Source organism: Parvibaculum sp. (genome assembly GCF_040882025.1).
Taxonomy (GTDB): Bacteria; Pseudomonadota; Alphaproteobacteria; order Parvibaculales; family Parvibaculaceae; genus Parvibaculum.
On record NZ_JBBECC010000010.1, the window covers coordinates 1 to 15,350 of the forward strand.

8 protein-coding genes are annotated in these 15,350 nt (G+C 62.3%); 4 read left to right on the top strand and 4 right to left on the bottom strand.

Features of this window, described 5'->3' with window-relative positions:
* On the bottom strand, positions 1 to 450 hold a 450-nt coding region (locus tag WEB61_RS00800; RefSeq protein WP_368062424.1), incomplete at its 3' end, for a uroporphyrinogen-III C-methyltransferase.
* Between the two features lie 122 nt (positions 451 to 572).
* On the opposite strand from WEB61_RS00800, the gene WEB61_RS00805 reads away from it, so the two are divergent.
* The 4 genes from WEB61_RS00805 to WEB61_RS00820 all read left to right on the top strand — a co-directional run bounded on the left by WEB61_RS00805 (position 573) and on the right by WEB61_RS00820 (position 4,849).
* Positions 573 to 1,268 (top strand): TIGR02281 family clan AA aspartic protease, encoded by a 696-nt coding sequence (locus WEB61_RS00805; protein ID WP_368062425.1) that lies wholly within the window; start codon positions 573 to 575, stop codon positions 1,266 to 1,268.
* 120 nt (positions 1,269 to 1,388) lie between these two features.
* Positions 1,389 to 2,888: a phosphomannomutase/phosphoglucomutase gene (locus WEB61_RS00810; protein WP_368062426.1), complete on the top strand. Its 1,500-nt coding sequence runs from the start codon at positions 1,389 to 1,391 to the stop codon at positions 2,886 to 2,888.
* Positions 2,889 to 3,013: 125 nt separating this feature from the next.
* Complete coding sequence (locus WEB61_RS00815) at positions 3,014 to 3,637, top strand: hypothetical protein (RefSeq protein ID WP_368062427.1); 624 nt, start codon at positions 3,014 to 3,016, stop codon at positions 3,635 to 3,637.
* A gap of 114 nt (positions 3,638 to 3,751) precedes the next feature.
* The gene (locus tag WEB61_RS00820; RefSeq protein WP_368062428.1) at positions 3,752 to 4,849 is read left to right on the top strand and encodes a phospholipase; all 1,098 of its coding nucleotides are present in this window, start codon (positions 3,752 to 3,754) and stop codon (positions 4,847 to 4,849) included.
* 7 nt (positions 4,850 to 4,856) lie between these two features.
* Here WEB61_RS00820 and WEB61_RS00825 read toward each other — a convergent pair whose 3' ends face one another.
* From WEB61_RS00825 to WEB61_RS00835, 3 genes are all read right to left on the bottom strand, one after another.
* Positions 4,857 to 5,690 carry a sulfite exporter TauE/SafE family protein gene (locus tag WEB61_RS00825; protein ID WP_368062429.1) on the bottom strand — a complete coding sequence of 278 codons (834 nt, stop codon included), beginning with the start codon at positions 5,688 to 5,690 and terminating at the stop codon, positions 4,857 to 4,859.
* A 47-nt stretch (positions 5,691 to 5,737) separates the two neighbouring features.
* Positions 5,738 to 6,739 carry a tRNA dihydrouridine(20/20a) synthase DusA gene (gene dusA / locus WEB61_RS00830; RefSeq protein WP_368062430.1) on the bottom strand — a complete coding sequence of 334 codons (1,002 nt, stop codon included), beginning with the start codon at positions 6,737 to 6,739 and terminating at the stop codon, positions 5,738 to 5,740.
* 158 nt (positions 6,740 to 6,897) lie between these two features.
* Positions 6,898 to 15,348 (bottom strand): glucoamylase family protein, encoded by an 8,451-nt coding sequence (locus WEB61_RS00835; protein WP_368062458.1) that lies wholly within the window; start codon positions 15,346 to 15,348, stop codon positions 6,898 to 6,900.
* Positions 15,349 to 15,350: the final 2 nt, after the last annotated feature.

The window sequence follows — 15,350 nt, forward strand, 5'->3', positions numbered from 1 at the left end:
GCCGGGCACCAGGCGGAAGGGGATGCCCGCATCGACCAGCGCCAGCGCTTCCTCGCCGCCACGGCCGAAAACAAAGGGGTCGCCACCCTTGAGGCGCAGCACGCGCCTGCCCTGTCGCGCCAGCTCGATCAGACGGGCCGAGATGTCGCGCTGTTTCGGGCTCGGCTTGCCGCCGCGCTTTCCGGAATATTCGAGTTTTGCGCGCGGGCTTGCGAATTGGAGCACGGTCTCGTCGACCAGCGCGTCATAGACGACGACATCGGCCTGCTTCAGCGCGTTGAGCGCATGGAGCGTCAGCAGGCCCGGATCGCCCGGCCCCGCGCCGACCAGCCACACCCAGCCCGGTTCGAATTCAGGCAGACCGAGGCGCGTGGCCGCGTCGTCCGCGATATGCGGCGCCGGCTTCGCTTTCCTGTCCCCGGTCAGGGATATGACTTTTCGTTCGGTCATTTCACTATTTTTATTCGTTATTTATAGGTCAAAGCAATCATATCATGTAAATAAGGGGCTGTCTCACCCGCGCCAAGTCCGGACTTACAGATTTCTCACACAATCCGCCTTACATTCACACCATGAGACAGAACAACTGGACATGGGCGGCGCTGCTGCTTCTGGCTTTGGTGGCGCTGCTGCTCTTCCTCAACAACCGCTTTCCGGGCGCGTTGCAGGGCGAGGACGCGCAGATGCGCCTTGTCCACAGCCTGTTGCTGCTGGCGCTGGTGGGCGGCAGCGTGGTGCTGGGCTGGCGCGAGCGGGCCGGGCTCGCCCTCAAGCAGGCGCTCGCCTGGATCGCCATCGCGCTGGCGCTGGTCGTCGGCTACAGCTACAGCGACGTCTTTTCCGACATGGGCAGCCGCACGCGCACGGCGCTGATTCCCTCGGCACCGATCAGCAGCGAACCGGGCACGGCCTGGCTTTCGCGCAATCTCTCGGGCCATTTTCATGCCGACGGCCTCGTCAACGGCACCCATGTGCAGTTCATGGTCGATACCGGCGCCAGCGATATCGCGCTCAGCGCGTCGGACGCGCGGCGTATCGGCCTCGATCTCGACAGCCTGCGCTACACCACACCCTACCAAACAGCCAACGGCACCATCTATGCCGCTCGCCTCACACTGGATGAAGTCAGCATCGGCGACATCCGGCTTGAGGATGTGACCGCCTCGGTGTCGCGCGAGGGGCTCGGGCAATCGCTTCTCGGCATGAGTTTTCTCGGGCGGCTTTCATCCGTCGAGGTCCGGGGCGAACGGCTGATCCTGCGCGAATAGGGCCGCCCGCGCCATTTTCCGGCCACACTGCTTTGGTCATTACTGCGTAGGCGCCTGCCCCATTTCCGATCCCGAATCCTTGCGCTACAAGCCTTTCAAAAGCCGTTCCCTGGAGAGCCCATGACGCAGAAGCCCCGCGCCGATTTGAAACCCAATACCGCCGATTTCGAAAACCTGGCGCTGATCTCGCCCAACGGGTTCCGCGAATACGATGCGCGCTGGCTGTTCGAGAAGGAAATCAATCTCGTCGGCATTCAGGCGCTGGGGCTCGGGCTCGGGACGCTGATCCACGAAATGGGCGTGGCGCCGAAGATCGCGGTCGGTCACGACTACCGCTCCTATTCGGCATCGATCAAGCAGGCGCTGATCATCGGGCTGATGAATGCCGGCTGCGAGGTGCACGATATCGGCCTGGCCCTCTCGCCCACCGCCTATTTCTCGCAATTCGAACTCGACCTGCCCTGCGTCGCGATGGTGACGGCAAGCCACAACGAAAACGGCTGGACCGGCGTCAAGATGGGCGCGCAGCGGCCGCTGACCTTCGGGCCCGACGAGATGACGCGGCTGAAGGAGATCGTCCTTTCAGGCGGTGGCAAGACGCGCGACGGCGGACGCTATATTCGCGTGCCCGACATGGCGGAGCGCTATATCGCGGACCTCACCAACCGGCCGAAGATCAAACGCAAACTTCGCGTGGTCGCGGCCTGCGGCAACGGCACGGCGGGTGCTTTCGCGCCCAAGGTTCTCGAAGGGATCGGCGTCGAAGTGATCCCGCTCGATTGCGAACTCGACTACACGTTTCCACGCTACAACCCGAACCCTGAAGACATGGAAATGCTCCATGCGCTCAGGGACAAGGTTCTCGAAACGGGCGCCGATGTCGGCCTCGGCTTCGACGGCGACGGTGACCGCTGCGGCGTCGTCGACGATACGGGCGAGGAGATTTTTGCCGACAAGGTCGGCGTGATGCTGGCGCGGGATCTTTCCGCGCAGTATCCGAACGCGCAATTCGTGGTCGACGTCAAATCGACCGGGCTTTTCCTCACCGACCCGGTGCTGATCGCCAATGGCGCCAAGACGGATTACTGGAAAACCGGGCATTCCTATATCAAGCGGCGCGCGCATGAGCTGAACGCGCTGGTCGGCTTCGAGAAGTCGGGCCACTATTTCTTCAATCCGCCGATCGGGCGCGGCTATGATGACGGGCTCGTCTCGGCGATCGCGATCTGCGACATGCTGGACCGCAATCCGGGAAAGAAGATGTCCGACCTGCGCGAGGACCTGCCGAAGACATGGGGTTCGCCCACCATGTCGCCGCATTGCCCGGACGACAAGAAATATGAAGTCGTGGAGCGGATGGTGAAACTCTTTTCCGGCATGGCCGAAAAAGGCGAGAAACTGCTCGGCCAAAAAATCCGCGACGTGGTGACGGTGAACGGCGTTCGCGTGACGGTGGAAGACGGCACCTGGGGCCTTGTGCGCGCCTCGTCGAACAAGCCGGGGCTTGTGGTCGTGGTGGAAAGCCCCGCGTCGGAAGCCAATATGCGCGCCATGTTCGCCGAGATCGACGGGCAGCTTTCGGCACAGCCGGAAGTTGGCGAATACGACCAGAAGATCTAGCGGCGCTCACCGATACCCGGAAGTGCCCGCGGCGCATCTCCAATTGACGTGCAAGGATCATTTCTCTCCAATGGCCGGTGGGGATTGCGCTGGCCTGATGTCAGGGCAACAAGGGGGAACGATCCATGCTGAGAAAATTATTCGCACTCGTCTTCGTGGCGGGTCTGACCGCATGTGCGGCCGGCAACAAGATCGACTATAGCGGCAGATACTCCGCGGCCACGCCCGTCAAACCGGGCACAACGATTGCCCTTGGCGTGCAGGATCTTCGGTCTGCGGTGGTTTCGGGTGAAAAATCTCCGGACTATGTCGGCAAGCAACGCGACGGCTGGGGCATCCCCTTCGACGTAAGGACCGGGTCCGGACGTCCGCTCGCCGATGAGGTGAACGACCTGATACAGAACTCTCTGTCCAGAGGCGGCGGAACCATCACGCCGGTCGGGCTTGCACCGACGATGGGGCGCGAACAGGTGCAGTCGGCGCTGGCCGCGCCGGGCACCGATCGTCAAGTCTACGTGTCCGTCCGGGAATGGCGGAGCGACTCGCTCATGCGCACCTCGATCGTCTATGACATTACAGCCCAAGTGTTCGACAGGGACGGGCAACCGCTTGCCGAGAACCGCGTGCAGGGCGATGAAGCCATCGACACAGCCGCCCTCTACAAAGGCGGACAGGCGATTGCGGATGTCTTTCAACGGGCAGTGGACACCATGCTGCGGGACGAGAAGATTCGAGCCGCCCTGCAATAGCCGTGTGAACAAATTTGGCTGGATGAGTGGAAAATTCGAACAGGCTTCGCGCTTGCCCTCGTGCGCCACGGCGACCACTCTCGCTCGAACGAGAAAGGCGGGAGACGCGGAACCATGGGCGAGACAACAAGCGATGACCTGATCGACGCCGTCGACGCGCTGCTGCCGGCTTTGTTGCAGGCGCTGGAGGCACTGGGCTTTATCGCGCGGCACCTGCACCCGCCGTTGATCGGCGAGCTTGTCGAGCAGATGGGGCCTGTCGAGGCGAAACTTGCCGAGACACGGGCGGTTTTCGATGCGGTGGTGTGGCCGGAACATCTCGCTCCCTTCCGCGACCATGTGCATGGGGCGGCGGAGGCGGCGCGTTCGGCTTTCGCCGCGCTCAGGGCCACAAACGAAGCACCGCCCGAAGCGGGCGGCCCGGTGTTCGGCGCCTACCGCGCGCTGCGCTATCTGCCGCGCGCGATGGAGAGCCTCTATCCGGTCAGCGTCATGCTGCCGCCGGTCAGCCGCTTCTTTCTCAACGAGGCGAAGCGCGACGACGATACGCTCGTCGCCGCGCTTGCCGAAGGGGCGACGCGGGAGGGAACCGGCGTTCATCATTTCGGCAACGAGAAAGGACAACGCGGCGGCTTTTCGCTTTATGTGCCGGAGACATATGACGCCGCCCGACCCCATCCGCTCATCGTCGCCTGCCATGGCGGCAGCGGGCATGGCCGCAGCTTCCTGTGGAGCTGGCTCAGCGATGCGCGCTCGGCGGGTGCGATCCTTCTGTCGCCGACATCGCTCGATGCCACATGGTCGTTGATGGAACCGGAGCAGGACCGGACGTCGCTCGCGCGGATGATGGCGCATGTGGGCGAGCGCTGGAACGTCGAACCATCGCGCATATTGCTGACCGGGATGAGCGACGGCGGCACCTTCACCTATCTCGCGGGTCTTGCCGGCGGACCCTTTACGCATCTGGCGCCGATGTCATCCGCCTGGCATCCGATGCTGCTCGGTATGAGCGACCCGGCGCGGATCGCGAGGCTGCCCGTCTATATCGTGCATGGCGCGCGCGACTGGATGTTCGCCGCCGACATGGCGCGGCTTGCCAACAGCGAACTTTCGGCGGCGGGCGCCGATGTCACCTATCGCGAGATCGCCGACCTGTCGCACACCTATCCGCGCGAGGAGAATGCGCGAATTCTGGAATGGTTCCTCGCCTGAGGCGCGATCAGCCGAACAGGCGGTAAAACATCTGCAGCGATGTCAGCGCGAGAAAGAGCGCGAAGGCGCGGACCAGCGCCTTGTGGCTGATCGCATGTGCGATGGTGGCGCCCCATGGTGCGGCGAGGACGGAGAGCGGCGCGATCAGCGCCATGCCGATCAGGTTGACATAACCGATGCTGAAGGGCGGCAGCCGCGGATCGTTCCAGCCCGCCCACATGAAACCCAGAACGGCGGGCACGGCAATCAGCACGCCGAGACCCGACGACGTCGCCACGGCTTCGCGCGGGTTCTTGCCGTAAAGCGTCATGAAGCTCACCGCGAAGGTGCCGCCACCGATGCCCATCAGGGCGGAGAGCGCACCGATGACGCCGGCAACGGAATATTGCACGGGCTTGCCTGGAAGTTTCGAGCCGAGGCGCCAGCTCTCCTTGCCGAAGGCGAGATTGGCCGCGACGAGCAGCGCGATGCTGGCGAAGATGGCCGTCAGGGCATTGCCGTTCACATAAGCCGCGATCAGGGTACCGCCGACAACACCGACAAGGATGGGAACGGCCCAGCTCCGCAGCATCTCCCAATCGACTGCGCCCTTTTTCGCATGCGCGCGGACGGAGCGGATCGAGGTCAGGATGATCGTGCCGAGCGAAGTGCCGACGGCGAGATGCATGCGCACCGCCTCGTCGATGCCAAGCAGCGTGAACACATGATAGAGAACCGGAACGATGACGATGCCGCCGCCAACGCCGAGCAGGCCGGCCAACACGCCGGCGATCAGCCCCGTGACGACAAGACCGGCCGCGAACGGCGCGAGTTCCATGAGCGACATGGCTTCGATGTTCATTCGTCCGTGTACTTTCGCGTTGACCCGAAACCGGGCGGGCAGGACCGCTATTCGGCGGCGGAGAGGGTTTCAAGGGCGGGGTCGCGGATCGGCACCAGCGCTTCGCGGATAACGTCGACACCGGCACCGGGGCGCGGCGCATTTTCGGAGATGTGGCGGCGGAAGGCGCGCGCGCCGGGACAGCCCTGAAAGAGACCGAGGATATGGCGCGTCATCGCATGGAGGTGGACGCCCCTCGCCAGTTCGCTTTCGACATAGGGGATAAAGTTTTCGATCACCTCATGCCGGGTCGGCAGCGGATGGTCGTCGCCGTAGAAAAGCCGGTCCAGTTCAACCAGAATCCACGGGTTCTGATAGGCGGCGCGGCCGAGCATGACACCATCGACATGAGCAACATGCTCAACCATGCCGGAAACATGCTCGATGCCGCCATTGATGATGATTTCCATGTCCGGCATGGACCGTTTCAGCGCATAGACCAGTTCATAGTCGAGCGGCGGCACGTCGCGGTTTTCCTTCGGCGACAACCCGTCGAGCCAGGCCTTGCGGGCATGAACGATCAATGTTCTGCAACCGGATGCGCGCACCGCCGAAGCCATTGCCGGCAAAGACTTTTCCGGATCCTGCTCGTCGACGCCGAGGCGGCATTTGACCGTCACCGGCACGGCCACACGGGCCCGCATCGCCTCGACACAGCGCGCGACAAGCTCCGGTTCGCGCATCAGGCAGGCGCCGAAGCGGCCGGACTGCACCCGATCGGAGGGACAACCGACATTGAGGTTGACCTCGTCATAGCCAAAATCTTCAGCAATTCCAGCAGCTTCGGCGAGTTCGGCCGGGTCCGACCCGCCAAGCTGCAGCGCCACCGGATGCTCGGCAGGGTTATATCCAAGCAGGCGCTCGCGATCCCCATGCAGCACCGCGCCCGTCGTCACCATCTCGGTATAGAGCAGCGCATGACGCGTGATAAGGCGCAGGAAGAACCGGTCGTGCCGATCCGTCCAGTCCATCATGGGCGCGATGGCGATCTTTTTTCCTCGTGTATTCAATAGCTTACTCAAGCCCAGGGAGCGTTCAAGCGGCCAAGTTTACGCTGTTGTACCTCCCGATCCGCCTACTGGCACATGAAAAATTTCGGGATCAGCGGCCGCCCTCATTGTCGTCCCGCAAGCGTTACTTCAGCTCAGGACATGGATCGGCGCATGCCTTATCGACTCGCGTCTTCATCAACTGCCCGCAGGCGTATCGTGACTTTCCGCTGCATGCCGTCTTCGGGAAATGTGACGGTCTGTCCCTCACAAGCCTTGCCGTCCACGATCATCTCGACCGTTCCCGTCTGGAGGTGCTCCGGGTTTTCGACGCGGATGAGCAGGGAACCCTTGTCGCGCCGAAGCTCGGCTTCGAACGACTCCCAATGCGACGGCAAGCACGGGTCGATAACGAGCCCGCCATCGGAAAGTTTCAATCCGAGGATCGCTTCGACGCCAAGGCGCCATGTCCATGCGGCAGCGCCGGTATACCAACTCCAGCCGCCGCGACCGACATGCGGCGCGACACCGCCCACATCTGCCGCCAACACATAGGGTTCATCACGATACCGCATGATGTCGGCGGCGTTTCGCGTCCGGTTGATCGGGTTCAAAATTTCGAAGATGCGCCATGCGCGATCCCCCTCTCCGCGCTTTGCAAATGCAAGCCCGAGCCATGCCGCTGCGTGGGAATATTGCCCCCCGTTCTCGCGAATGCCCGGCGGATAGGCCTTGATGTAACCCGGATCGCGCGGCGTCTTGTCGAAGGGTGGCCAGAGGAGCCGGATCACCCGGTCTTCTTCGCTTACCAAATCCCGCTCCGCGCTATCGAGGGCCTTGTCGACGCGATCCGGCGCGCCGGCGCCGGAAAGGGCCGCCCAGGATTGAGCTATGGAATCGATCCGGCATTCGTCGCTGCTGTCCGAACCCCAGGGCCGTCCATTGTCGTCGAGCGCCCGCATGTACCAGTTGCCATCCCACCCCTCGTCTTCGACGGCACGCACCATTTCGTGCGCCCGGTCGTTCCAGTAGCCCGCGAGATCGTCACGATCCATATACCCGGCCAACCTGACAAAGCCGTTCATCGCGGCAATCGCAAACCATGCAAGCCAGATGCTCTCACCCCGCCCCTGAGAACCGACGCGATCCATGCCGTCGTTCCAGTCGCCCGAGCCGATCAGCGGCAAACCATGCGCTCCTTGCGTGACACCACGTTCCAGCGCCCGCCGGCAGTGCTCGAAAATCATCCGTGTCTCGCCCGGCGTGTCGAAACGCGCGTAGCGATCATGTTCCTTCGGTGCCAGCATCGGCGCATGAAGGAAAGGCACTTCCTCGGCCAAGATGGAGCGATCGTCGGTCGCCTCGACATAGTGACTTACCGCGTAGGGGAGCCACAGCAGATCGTCGGAGCAGTGCGTCCGTACGCCTCTGTCGTGCGGCGGGTGCCACCAGTGAAGTACGTCGCCCTCCTCGAACTGATGTGCGGCACAGGCGAGGATATGCGCGCGGACACGTGCGGGATCGGCATGGAGCAGCGCCAGAACGTCCTGAAGCTGATCGCGGAAGCCGAATGCGCCGCCTGCCTGATAGAAACCCGCTCTGGCAAGAACGCGTGAAGAAAGGGTCTGATATAGCAGCCAGCGATTGATCATCAGATCGAAAGCCGGATCCGGTGTTCGGACGGTCACGGCACCCAACCGGCAATCCCATTGACGTGTCAAAGCTTCAAATGCGCGATCGGAGCAAGCGGGTTCCTGCCACCGCCGTGCAAGTTCCGCCGCATGCGTCCTGTTATCGCCCTGGCCGAGGACAAAAACGACTTCAACCGTTTCACCACCTTCGATATCCAGATGTACCTGATACGCCGCACACGGATCGACACCCGCTCCTATATGGCCACCGAGATCCCACCGCCGCAACGCCGCCGGATTTTCCGCATCGCCTTCGAAGCCCAGAAAATCCTGTCTGTCGGTGGTCAGGCTGTGCGGCGCATGGCTGGATGTCAGGAATGCGACGCGCTCGCCGAAGTCAGGGTTCCACGGGTTGCGCGCCAGAAGCGAATGGCTGCCACTGTCGTATTCACAGACCACATGCAGCCGGGCCGTACTACGCAACGCGCCGAGCACCCATTCCGCGTAATATGTCGCGGTAATGCGCCGGGCCCGTGCGGCGGGATTGCGCAAGCGGAGCCGTATGATCTTGACCGGTTCGTCCGACGGTACGAAGACGAGCAATTCCTGCTCCAGTCCGTGGTTGTTCTGACGCCATACCGTGTAGCCCGCGCCATGCCGGATTTGGCAAGCCGCTCCCTCGCCGGCCGGCACGGGCGTGGGCGACCAGACCCTGGCGCTTTCCTCGTCACGCAAGTAGAGCACTTCTCCCTGAGGATCGGAGACGGGATCATTGGTCCAAGGCGTCAGACGGTTCTCACCGCTGTTGACGGCCCAGGTAAACCCGCCCCCGGACTCCGTGACGAGCGTGCCGAACACCTCGTTTGAAAGAACATTCGACCAAGGGGCAGGCGTGCCTCCGCCCGCTTCCGGCTGGATCACATACTCGCGTCCATCTGGCGTGAAACCGCCAATGCCGTTGTCGAACAGAAGATCGGCCGGGCGGGTCACCGGCGGAATTTCTTCCGTTGGAATTGCCTCGCCAGAGCCGCCGAAGAGCGGAACGATTGGCCGCAACCGCACAGCTTTCGCGAGTTGGCTCTCAAGGCTGCCTTCCGACTCGTCGAGAATGACACAAGCGACGCTTTCCAGCAGACGTATGTCTTCTTCACCCATGTGGTCGGCGAAAAGCAAATGGACGTCTTGATGATGACCGGAGGTTCCGTGTCCCTTGGCGAATTCCCGCAACATAGATGAGAGTCGTTCGCGCGACTGGTCCATATATCCGGACGGCCCTGTGCGAAGCACAACGAGGTCGACAGGGAAGCCACGCCGGTGCCAGAGACAATGGGCAGCGGCCAGCAGTTGCAGGAGATCGGTCGTCTCGGCGTCGGCTGCCCGGAGCAAGAGGATGGGCAGATCGCCGGAAATACCCAGGCCCCAGAGCCTCGGCTGACCGAGCCGATTTGCGGCGATCACGGCGGGGCGGGCTCTCAGATCATGGTGGGGATAAAGGAGAAGCGAGGCGAGTTGCTGCAATTCGGGCAATCGCGGTGACTCGAGAGCAAGCCGTTGGGTCTCATGTGCCACCCCAGCCGCAGCATCGGAGAAAGCCCAGTCCAGAGAGGCAGGTGTTGCGTAGCGCTCGGCGAGTTCCAGAACGGACTCACGCGAGCCGGCGGCGAATGTCAGGAATGCGAGTTCACGCCTTTCACCGGGCTGCAACTCGACGCGCACCTGAAGCGCCATCGCGGGGTCGAGCGTCCAGCCCGCACCGCCCAAAAGCCCACCAACCACGCCACGCGGATGCCGCGACGTTCCATTCCGCCCGAGAAAGGCGGCGCGGTCCGTTTCAAATCCGATCGGACCGGGACCGGTGCCATTCGAGACAATCCGATGAAGCAAGACGGGTGGCTTTTCGCCGGGGTGACGTGTCCGGCGCGTGAAAAGTAATCCGTCCAGATCCGGTATGTGCTCACTGCCGACAAAAAGCTTGCTGAAAGCGGGATGACGCTCGTCCTCGAGCGGCGGCGCCAAGACGACCTCTCCGTAACTTGTGAATTCGAGTGTCCTCACCTCGTCGCTTTCATTGACGACGGTGAGACGCCGGATTTCAACATCGTCGCCCGCCGCGACCCCGACCTCCATCCGCAGTCCGATCCCGTGATCCCGCCGATGAAACTCGGCCATGTGCGGATGAAAGACGGTTTGCGCCTCCTCCGGCTGAATGCCGGTCGGTTGCCGCCCGACAGACCAGATTGCACCGCTGTCTACGTCGCGAACATAGATCCACAAGCCGTCCCGATCGCAGGCATCGGGCAGCCAGCGGGTGAGCGCCTGACCGTGCCAAAGAAGCCTGCCGCCGCCCGCTTGCGATATCCAGCTCGCCATACGGCCATTGGCAAGCATGTGTATTTGCGGAACCACCGGCATGGCCGCCGGTTGCCAGGCATCGAGCACCGGGACCGCCGTCTGACGTGATGACGGACGCAAGAGTTCTTCCTCCCGACCCGGCTCCGACGGAAGCTCTCTCGGGATGCGTTCGTGCAACAAAAGCTCCATGACCCGCATTCGGCGGTCTTCATGGAACCTGCGGACATGAGCGTCCTCGCAGAGCGCGTTGCCCAAGGCACCCAGAATCATGCCCTGGTGATGCGCCATGTAAGCGCGAACAGGCAAAAAGCGTTGGCCCGCAGGCACCCGCTCAGGCGTGAAGTCGGCTGCTTCAAACAGGCCAAACGCGCCCACAAGCCCGAGCCGTACCAGCTCGCGCAGGTTCCTTATTGCCGCACCAGCATCCACGGCAAGCGCCAACACCGTCGCATAGGGAGCGACGACGTGATCGTCTGCAAGCCCACGGCGCAAACCAAGCCCCGGCACGCCAAAAGCCCTATACTGATAGCGGTGGTCAGCATCGCGCGATGCATAGGCCGATTCCGACACACCCCATGGAATGCCGTGCGCTTCGCCATATTGTTGCTGAACATGCACCGCCGCCCGCTCGCTTTGACCGAGAAGCGTGCCGGAATCGCTCCGCAGCAGGAGCGGCGGCATGAGATACTCGAACATCGATCCATTCCACGACACCAGCGACATTCCGTGTTGGGTCTGTGCTAGCGGGCGGCCAAGGAAAAACCAGTGCTCGAGTGGCACATCACCTTTCGCTATAGCAAAGAAGCTTGCCAGCCGCGCTTCCGTCGCCATGAGATCGTAGTGATGGGCGTCGACGTGATCCGCGCTGTGATTGTATCCGATGAAAAAAAGCCGCTGTTCCTGGTCGAAGAGTGGCCGGAAGTCCATCTCGTCCGCCATGCGCTCCGATCGCCTTGCGGCGTCCAGCAGGCTCTCGCGCAACTCATGTTGTGCGCGCGCGCCTCGCGCGAATACCACACTCAATTCCGAGAACCAGCCGATCACCGTATCGCTCTCTTCATGCGGCGCGGCCGTTGCCACTATTTCGGCGATGCGGGTATGGGCATCGTCGGTTCCCGCGAGCGACATGGAAGGTGGCAGGTTTTCTTCAATGTGACGCGCGAACGCCTCGCAACCGACGGGCGGCGCGGCGATGAGAGCGAGCCAAGGCGTGAGTGCATCGATGTCACGCTGCATACCAGCCAAATGGTGGCGCCCACGCTCAAGCCAGATGTTCATCTCCCTCAGAGCCTCAACGGACGGCGCTTTCGAGGTTGTAACAAGTTCGTCGACGATCTCCTCTATCTCGGGCCACGCGCGGCCGCTTATATCCATCAGAGCCGCCCTCCACGCCCGTGGATTTCCGCGGGCGCAAGAAATCTGAGCAATGAGAGACTCGATCCTTGAACAAAGTTTTCCACCATCCGGATTCTTGAATTTCCTTCCCGCTTCCGAGAGAAGGTCGAGCGTGTCGCCAAGCCCGTCCCAGAGCGCGACCGGAAGCGCCGCACCCCTCGCAGCTTCCAGACATCCCTCCTTCAATGCCAGCAGACAGACGGCCAGATTCCCGCTATCCACGGTCGACACATACCGGGGCTCGAGCGGGGTCAAAAACCTGGTGTCGTACCAGTTGAAAATATGCCCGTGACAACGTTCGAGCCGGGCGAGCGTATCGAGGGCGTTCTGCATGCGCGTCGAGAAGTCGATCAGGCCAATATATCCGAGATCGGCAGCGGTGAGTGTCGAGAGAAACATCATGCCGATGTTGGTCGGCGACGTGCGATGCGCTATCTCCGCATGCGGTTCTTCCTGGTAATTATCCGGCGGCAACCAATTGTCTTCGGGCCCGACGAACGTCTCGAAGTAGAACCATGTTCTCCGCGCGAGCCGCCGCAGGAAGATTTTCTCTGCTTCATCGATCCTCCCAACTGGCGCGCGCCGCGGGCGGCGAACCCAGATCGCTATCTCGGGTGCCACCAGCCAGAGCAGCAGCAGCGGTGCGGCGGCCGGCAAAGCCGACGGGTTTGCCGCGGCAAGCAATATGAAGAGCGTGACGGCGAAGACCGGCGCGCTTGCCATGTGCAGCCAGGTTTTGGCCCGCGTATCGTTTGTAGCCAGATGCGCGGCCACGTGGGCCGCCGACGTCCATTCCAGGAGACCGCGCCGCGAAACGGCTAACCGCCAAAGCGTTCGGGCAATTGCATCGATCGCTGTTGCGGCATCGCTGACGAGGAATGCCAGAGCGAGAAACCAACGCCCCGCGTGGTCGACAAGGCGCCGCATCAAGCTCCGCACTGCGCCCCGCCGACGTCCGCCCGCAAGTCCGGTTACGAGGTCGGCGAAGAGATAGGCACCCGGAACAGCGACTGTGAGGATCGTCCATACCCATGAGCTACCGGGCAGCACGAGCCACCCGGCCGTCGCAAGCGCAAGAAGTGAGACGGGGATCAGGCTTCGACGAAGATTGTCGAATATCTTCCAGCGGTCGAGGATCGACAACTTGTTCGCGAAGCGCCGATCGCCCGCGCCCGGCACCTGTCTTGCGAGCCACGGTAGAAGTTGCCAATCGCCGCGGACCCAACGATGCCACCGACGCATATACTCGACATAGTCGGCGGGAAATCCCTCATACAAAACGATATCGGTCGCAAGCGCCACGCGTCCATGTGCGCCTTCGAAGAGATCATGGCTTACAAGCGCGTTCTCCGGCACGCGCATCTCGAGGCTGCGATGAAAAGGCTCGACCTCATATATTCCCTTGCCGACATAGATGCCCGAGCCGAACAGGTCCTGATAGACGTCCGATACAGCACGCGAATATATGTCTATCGATGTGTCGCCAGTATAGAGACGAGCAAAAAGAGAGCGATTGCCTCGCTCGGGTGCGATTTCCACGCGCGGTTGAACGATGGTGTAGCCCGTGCGAATGCGCCCGGTTTCGGCATCGAATTCAGCGCCGTTCAGCGGGTGTGCGAGGGTTCCGACAAGACGAGCAACAGAGCCAGGCGGCAGTGTGGTATCCGCGTCCACCGTGACAACAAAGCGGACGCGCCGCAACGCCGCGCGGTCGCCTTCCTCGATCGAGAAACCGGACTCCCCCTCCCCCAACACAAGCCGGTTGAAGTCCTCGAGCTTTCCCCGCTTCCGTTCCCAGCCCATCCAGCACCCCTGACACGCATTGTGGCGGCGTGGCCGATGAAGCACATGGAACGGTCCGTTTCCCTCGTTTCCGTAGCGGCTGTTGAGCCGACGTATTCCGGCAATCAGCTCTTCCTCCACATCTGTATCGCCGGGCAAGTGCTCCTCGAGCGCATCCGCATGATCGCTCAACAACACAAACCGCAACATCGGATCCGGATTGGCAAGGCGATGCATCTCGAGTTGCTCGATCAACCGCACTACTTCTGCCGGGCCCGCAACCAGAACGGGAACAGCCACGGCGGTTGCGCAAGTTGGTGAAATGGCCTTCTCGTAGTCCATTTTCGGAAGAACACGCGGCGGCACCATCGAGGTAACGGCCCAATGCACCAGCGTCACGCTCAACACAGAGGCCGGCAGCAGCGCAAGCACTACACCGAGCAGCCAGTCTGCAAGCCCCGCCCCGACGACTGCGAGGTAGAGAGCGGGCACGACCAGCGCCACAGACACGGCCAGAACGAGGGCACTGGCATAGGCGCGTCCAGCATTGCGATGGAGCCAGTTGCCGAAGGCCGCGAGCGGCGTGCGGCGATATCCGATGGCCAGTTCTGTTTCCCGCCGTCCCTCTCCGACCAGCCAGTAACCGACATGATTGCGTGATCGAATAGAACCGTTCTTGCGTGCGCACTCCAGCACGAAGTCGGTCACATCCACTTCAGGCCGATGGGCGCCAAAAGCCAGGTCTTCTGCCGCTTTTCGATATGCATCCCGCGTCTCGAAGTCCATGTGCGTATAGACGTCGGCCGGATCTCCGGCGAGCGCGGCTTCAACCAGACTGTTTCGTTCGAAAAACTCTTTCCATGGAAGCGAGGAAATTACAGACAGATTGGCCAGTGCGCGCGATACACATTCCGTGTCCTCGAACTCGCCGCAGTCATCGGCATACCCGCTGGGCTCGAGAGGTGTTTCAAGTTCCGGCAACAACCTGCCGAACGCAACAACCAAAATCTCAAGGCAAGCCAAGCGGAGCATCGTTGGGAAAGCCCAGAGCTCCGCGGTCGTCAGTGCGCTTCGTAGCTGGTATGCCTTCGCGAACTGATTGAGGGCCGGCAACGAAAGCTGAAGGTGTGATGCCTTCAAAAAGCCATGCGCCAGAGCAAAGACGCGCGGGTGCTTCTCCTCGCCGGCGTTCACAAGGCTCGGCAGTCGTCTGTAGAATTGCGCCGGCAGGTCCCTTTGCACCTGAGAGATAGCGCGCTGTACCTGATAATCGTTATCGAGCAACCACTCGGCCGCTTTCGTCGCGTCCGGGGGCGGATCGGCGCAGAGACGTCGCGCTTCAGCAAGCCACGCGGTCATCGATCCGGCATGCGTCCAGACCGCGAGCGGAGCCGCAGGTCGACCCGAAATCACATGGCGTTGCCCAAGCTCCGATGCCGCCAGATCGAGCGGGCCGCGCTGGACCTCCATAT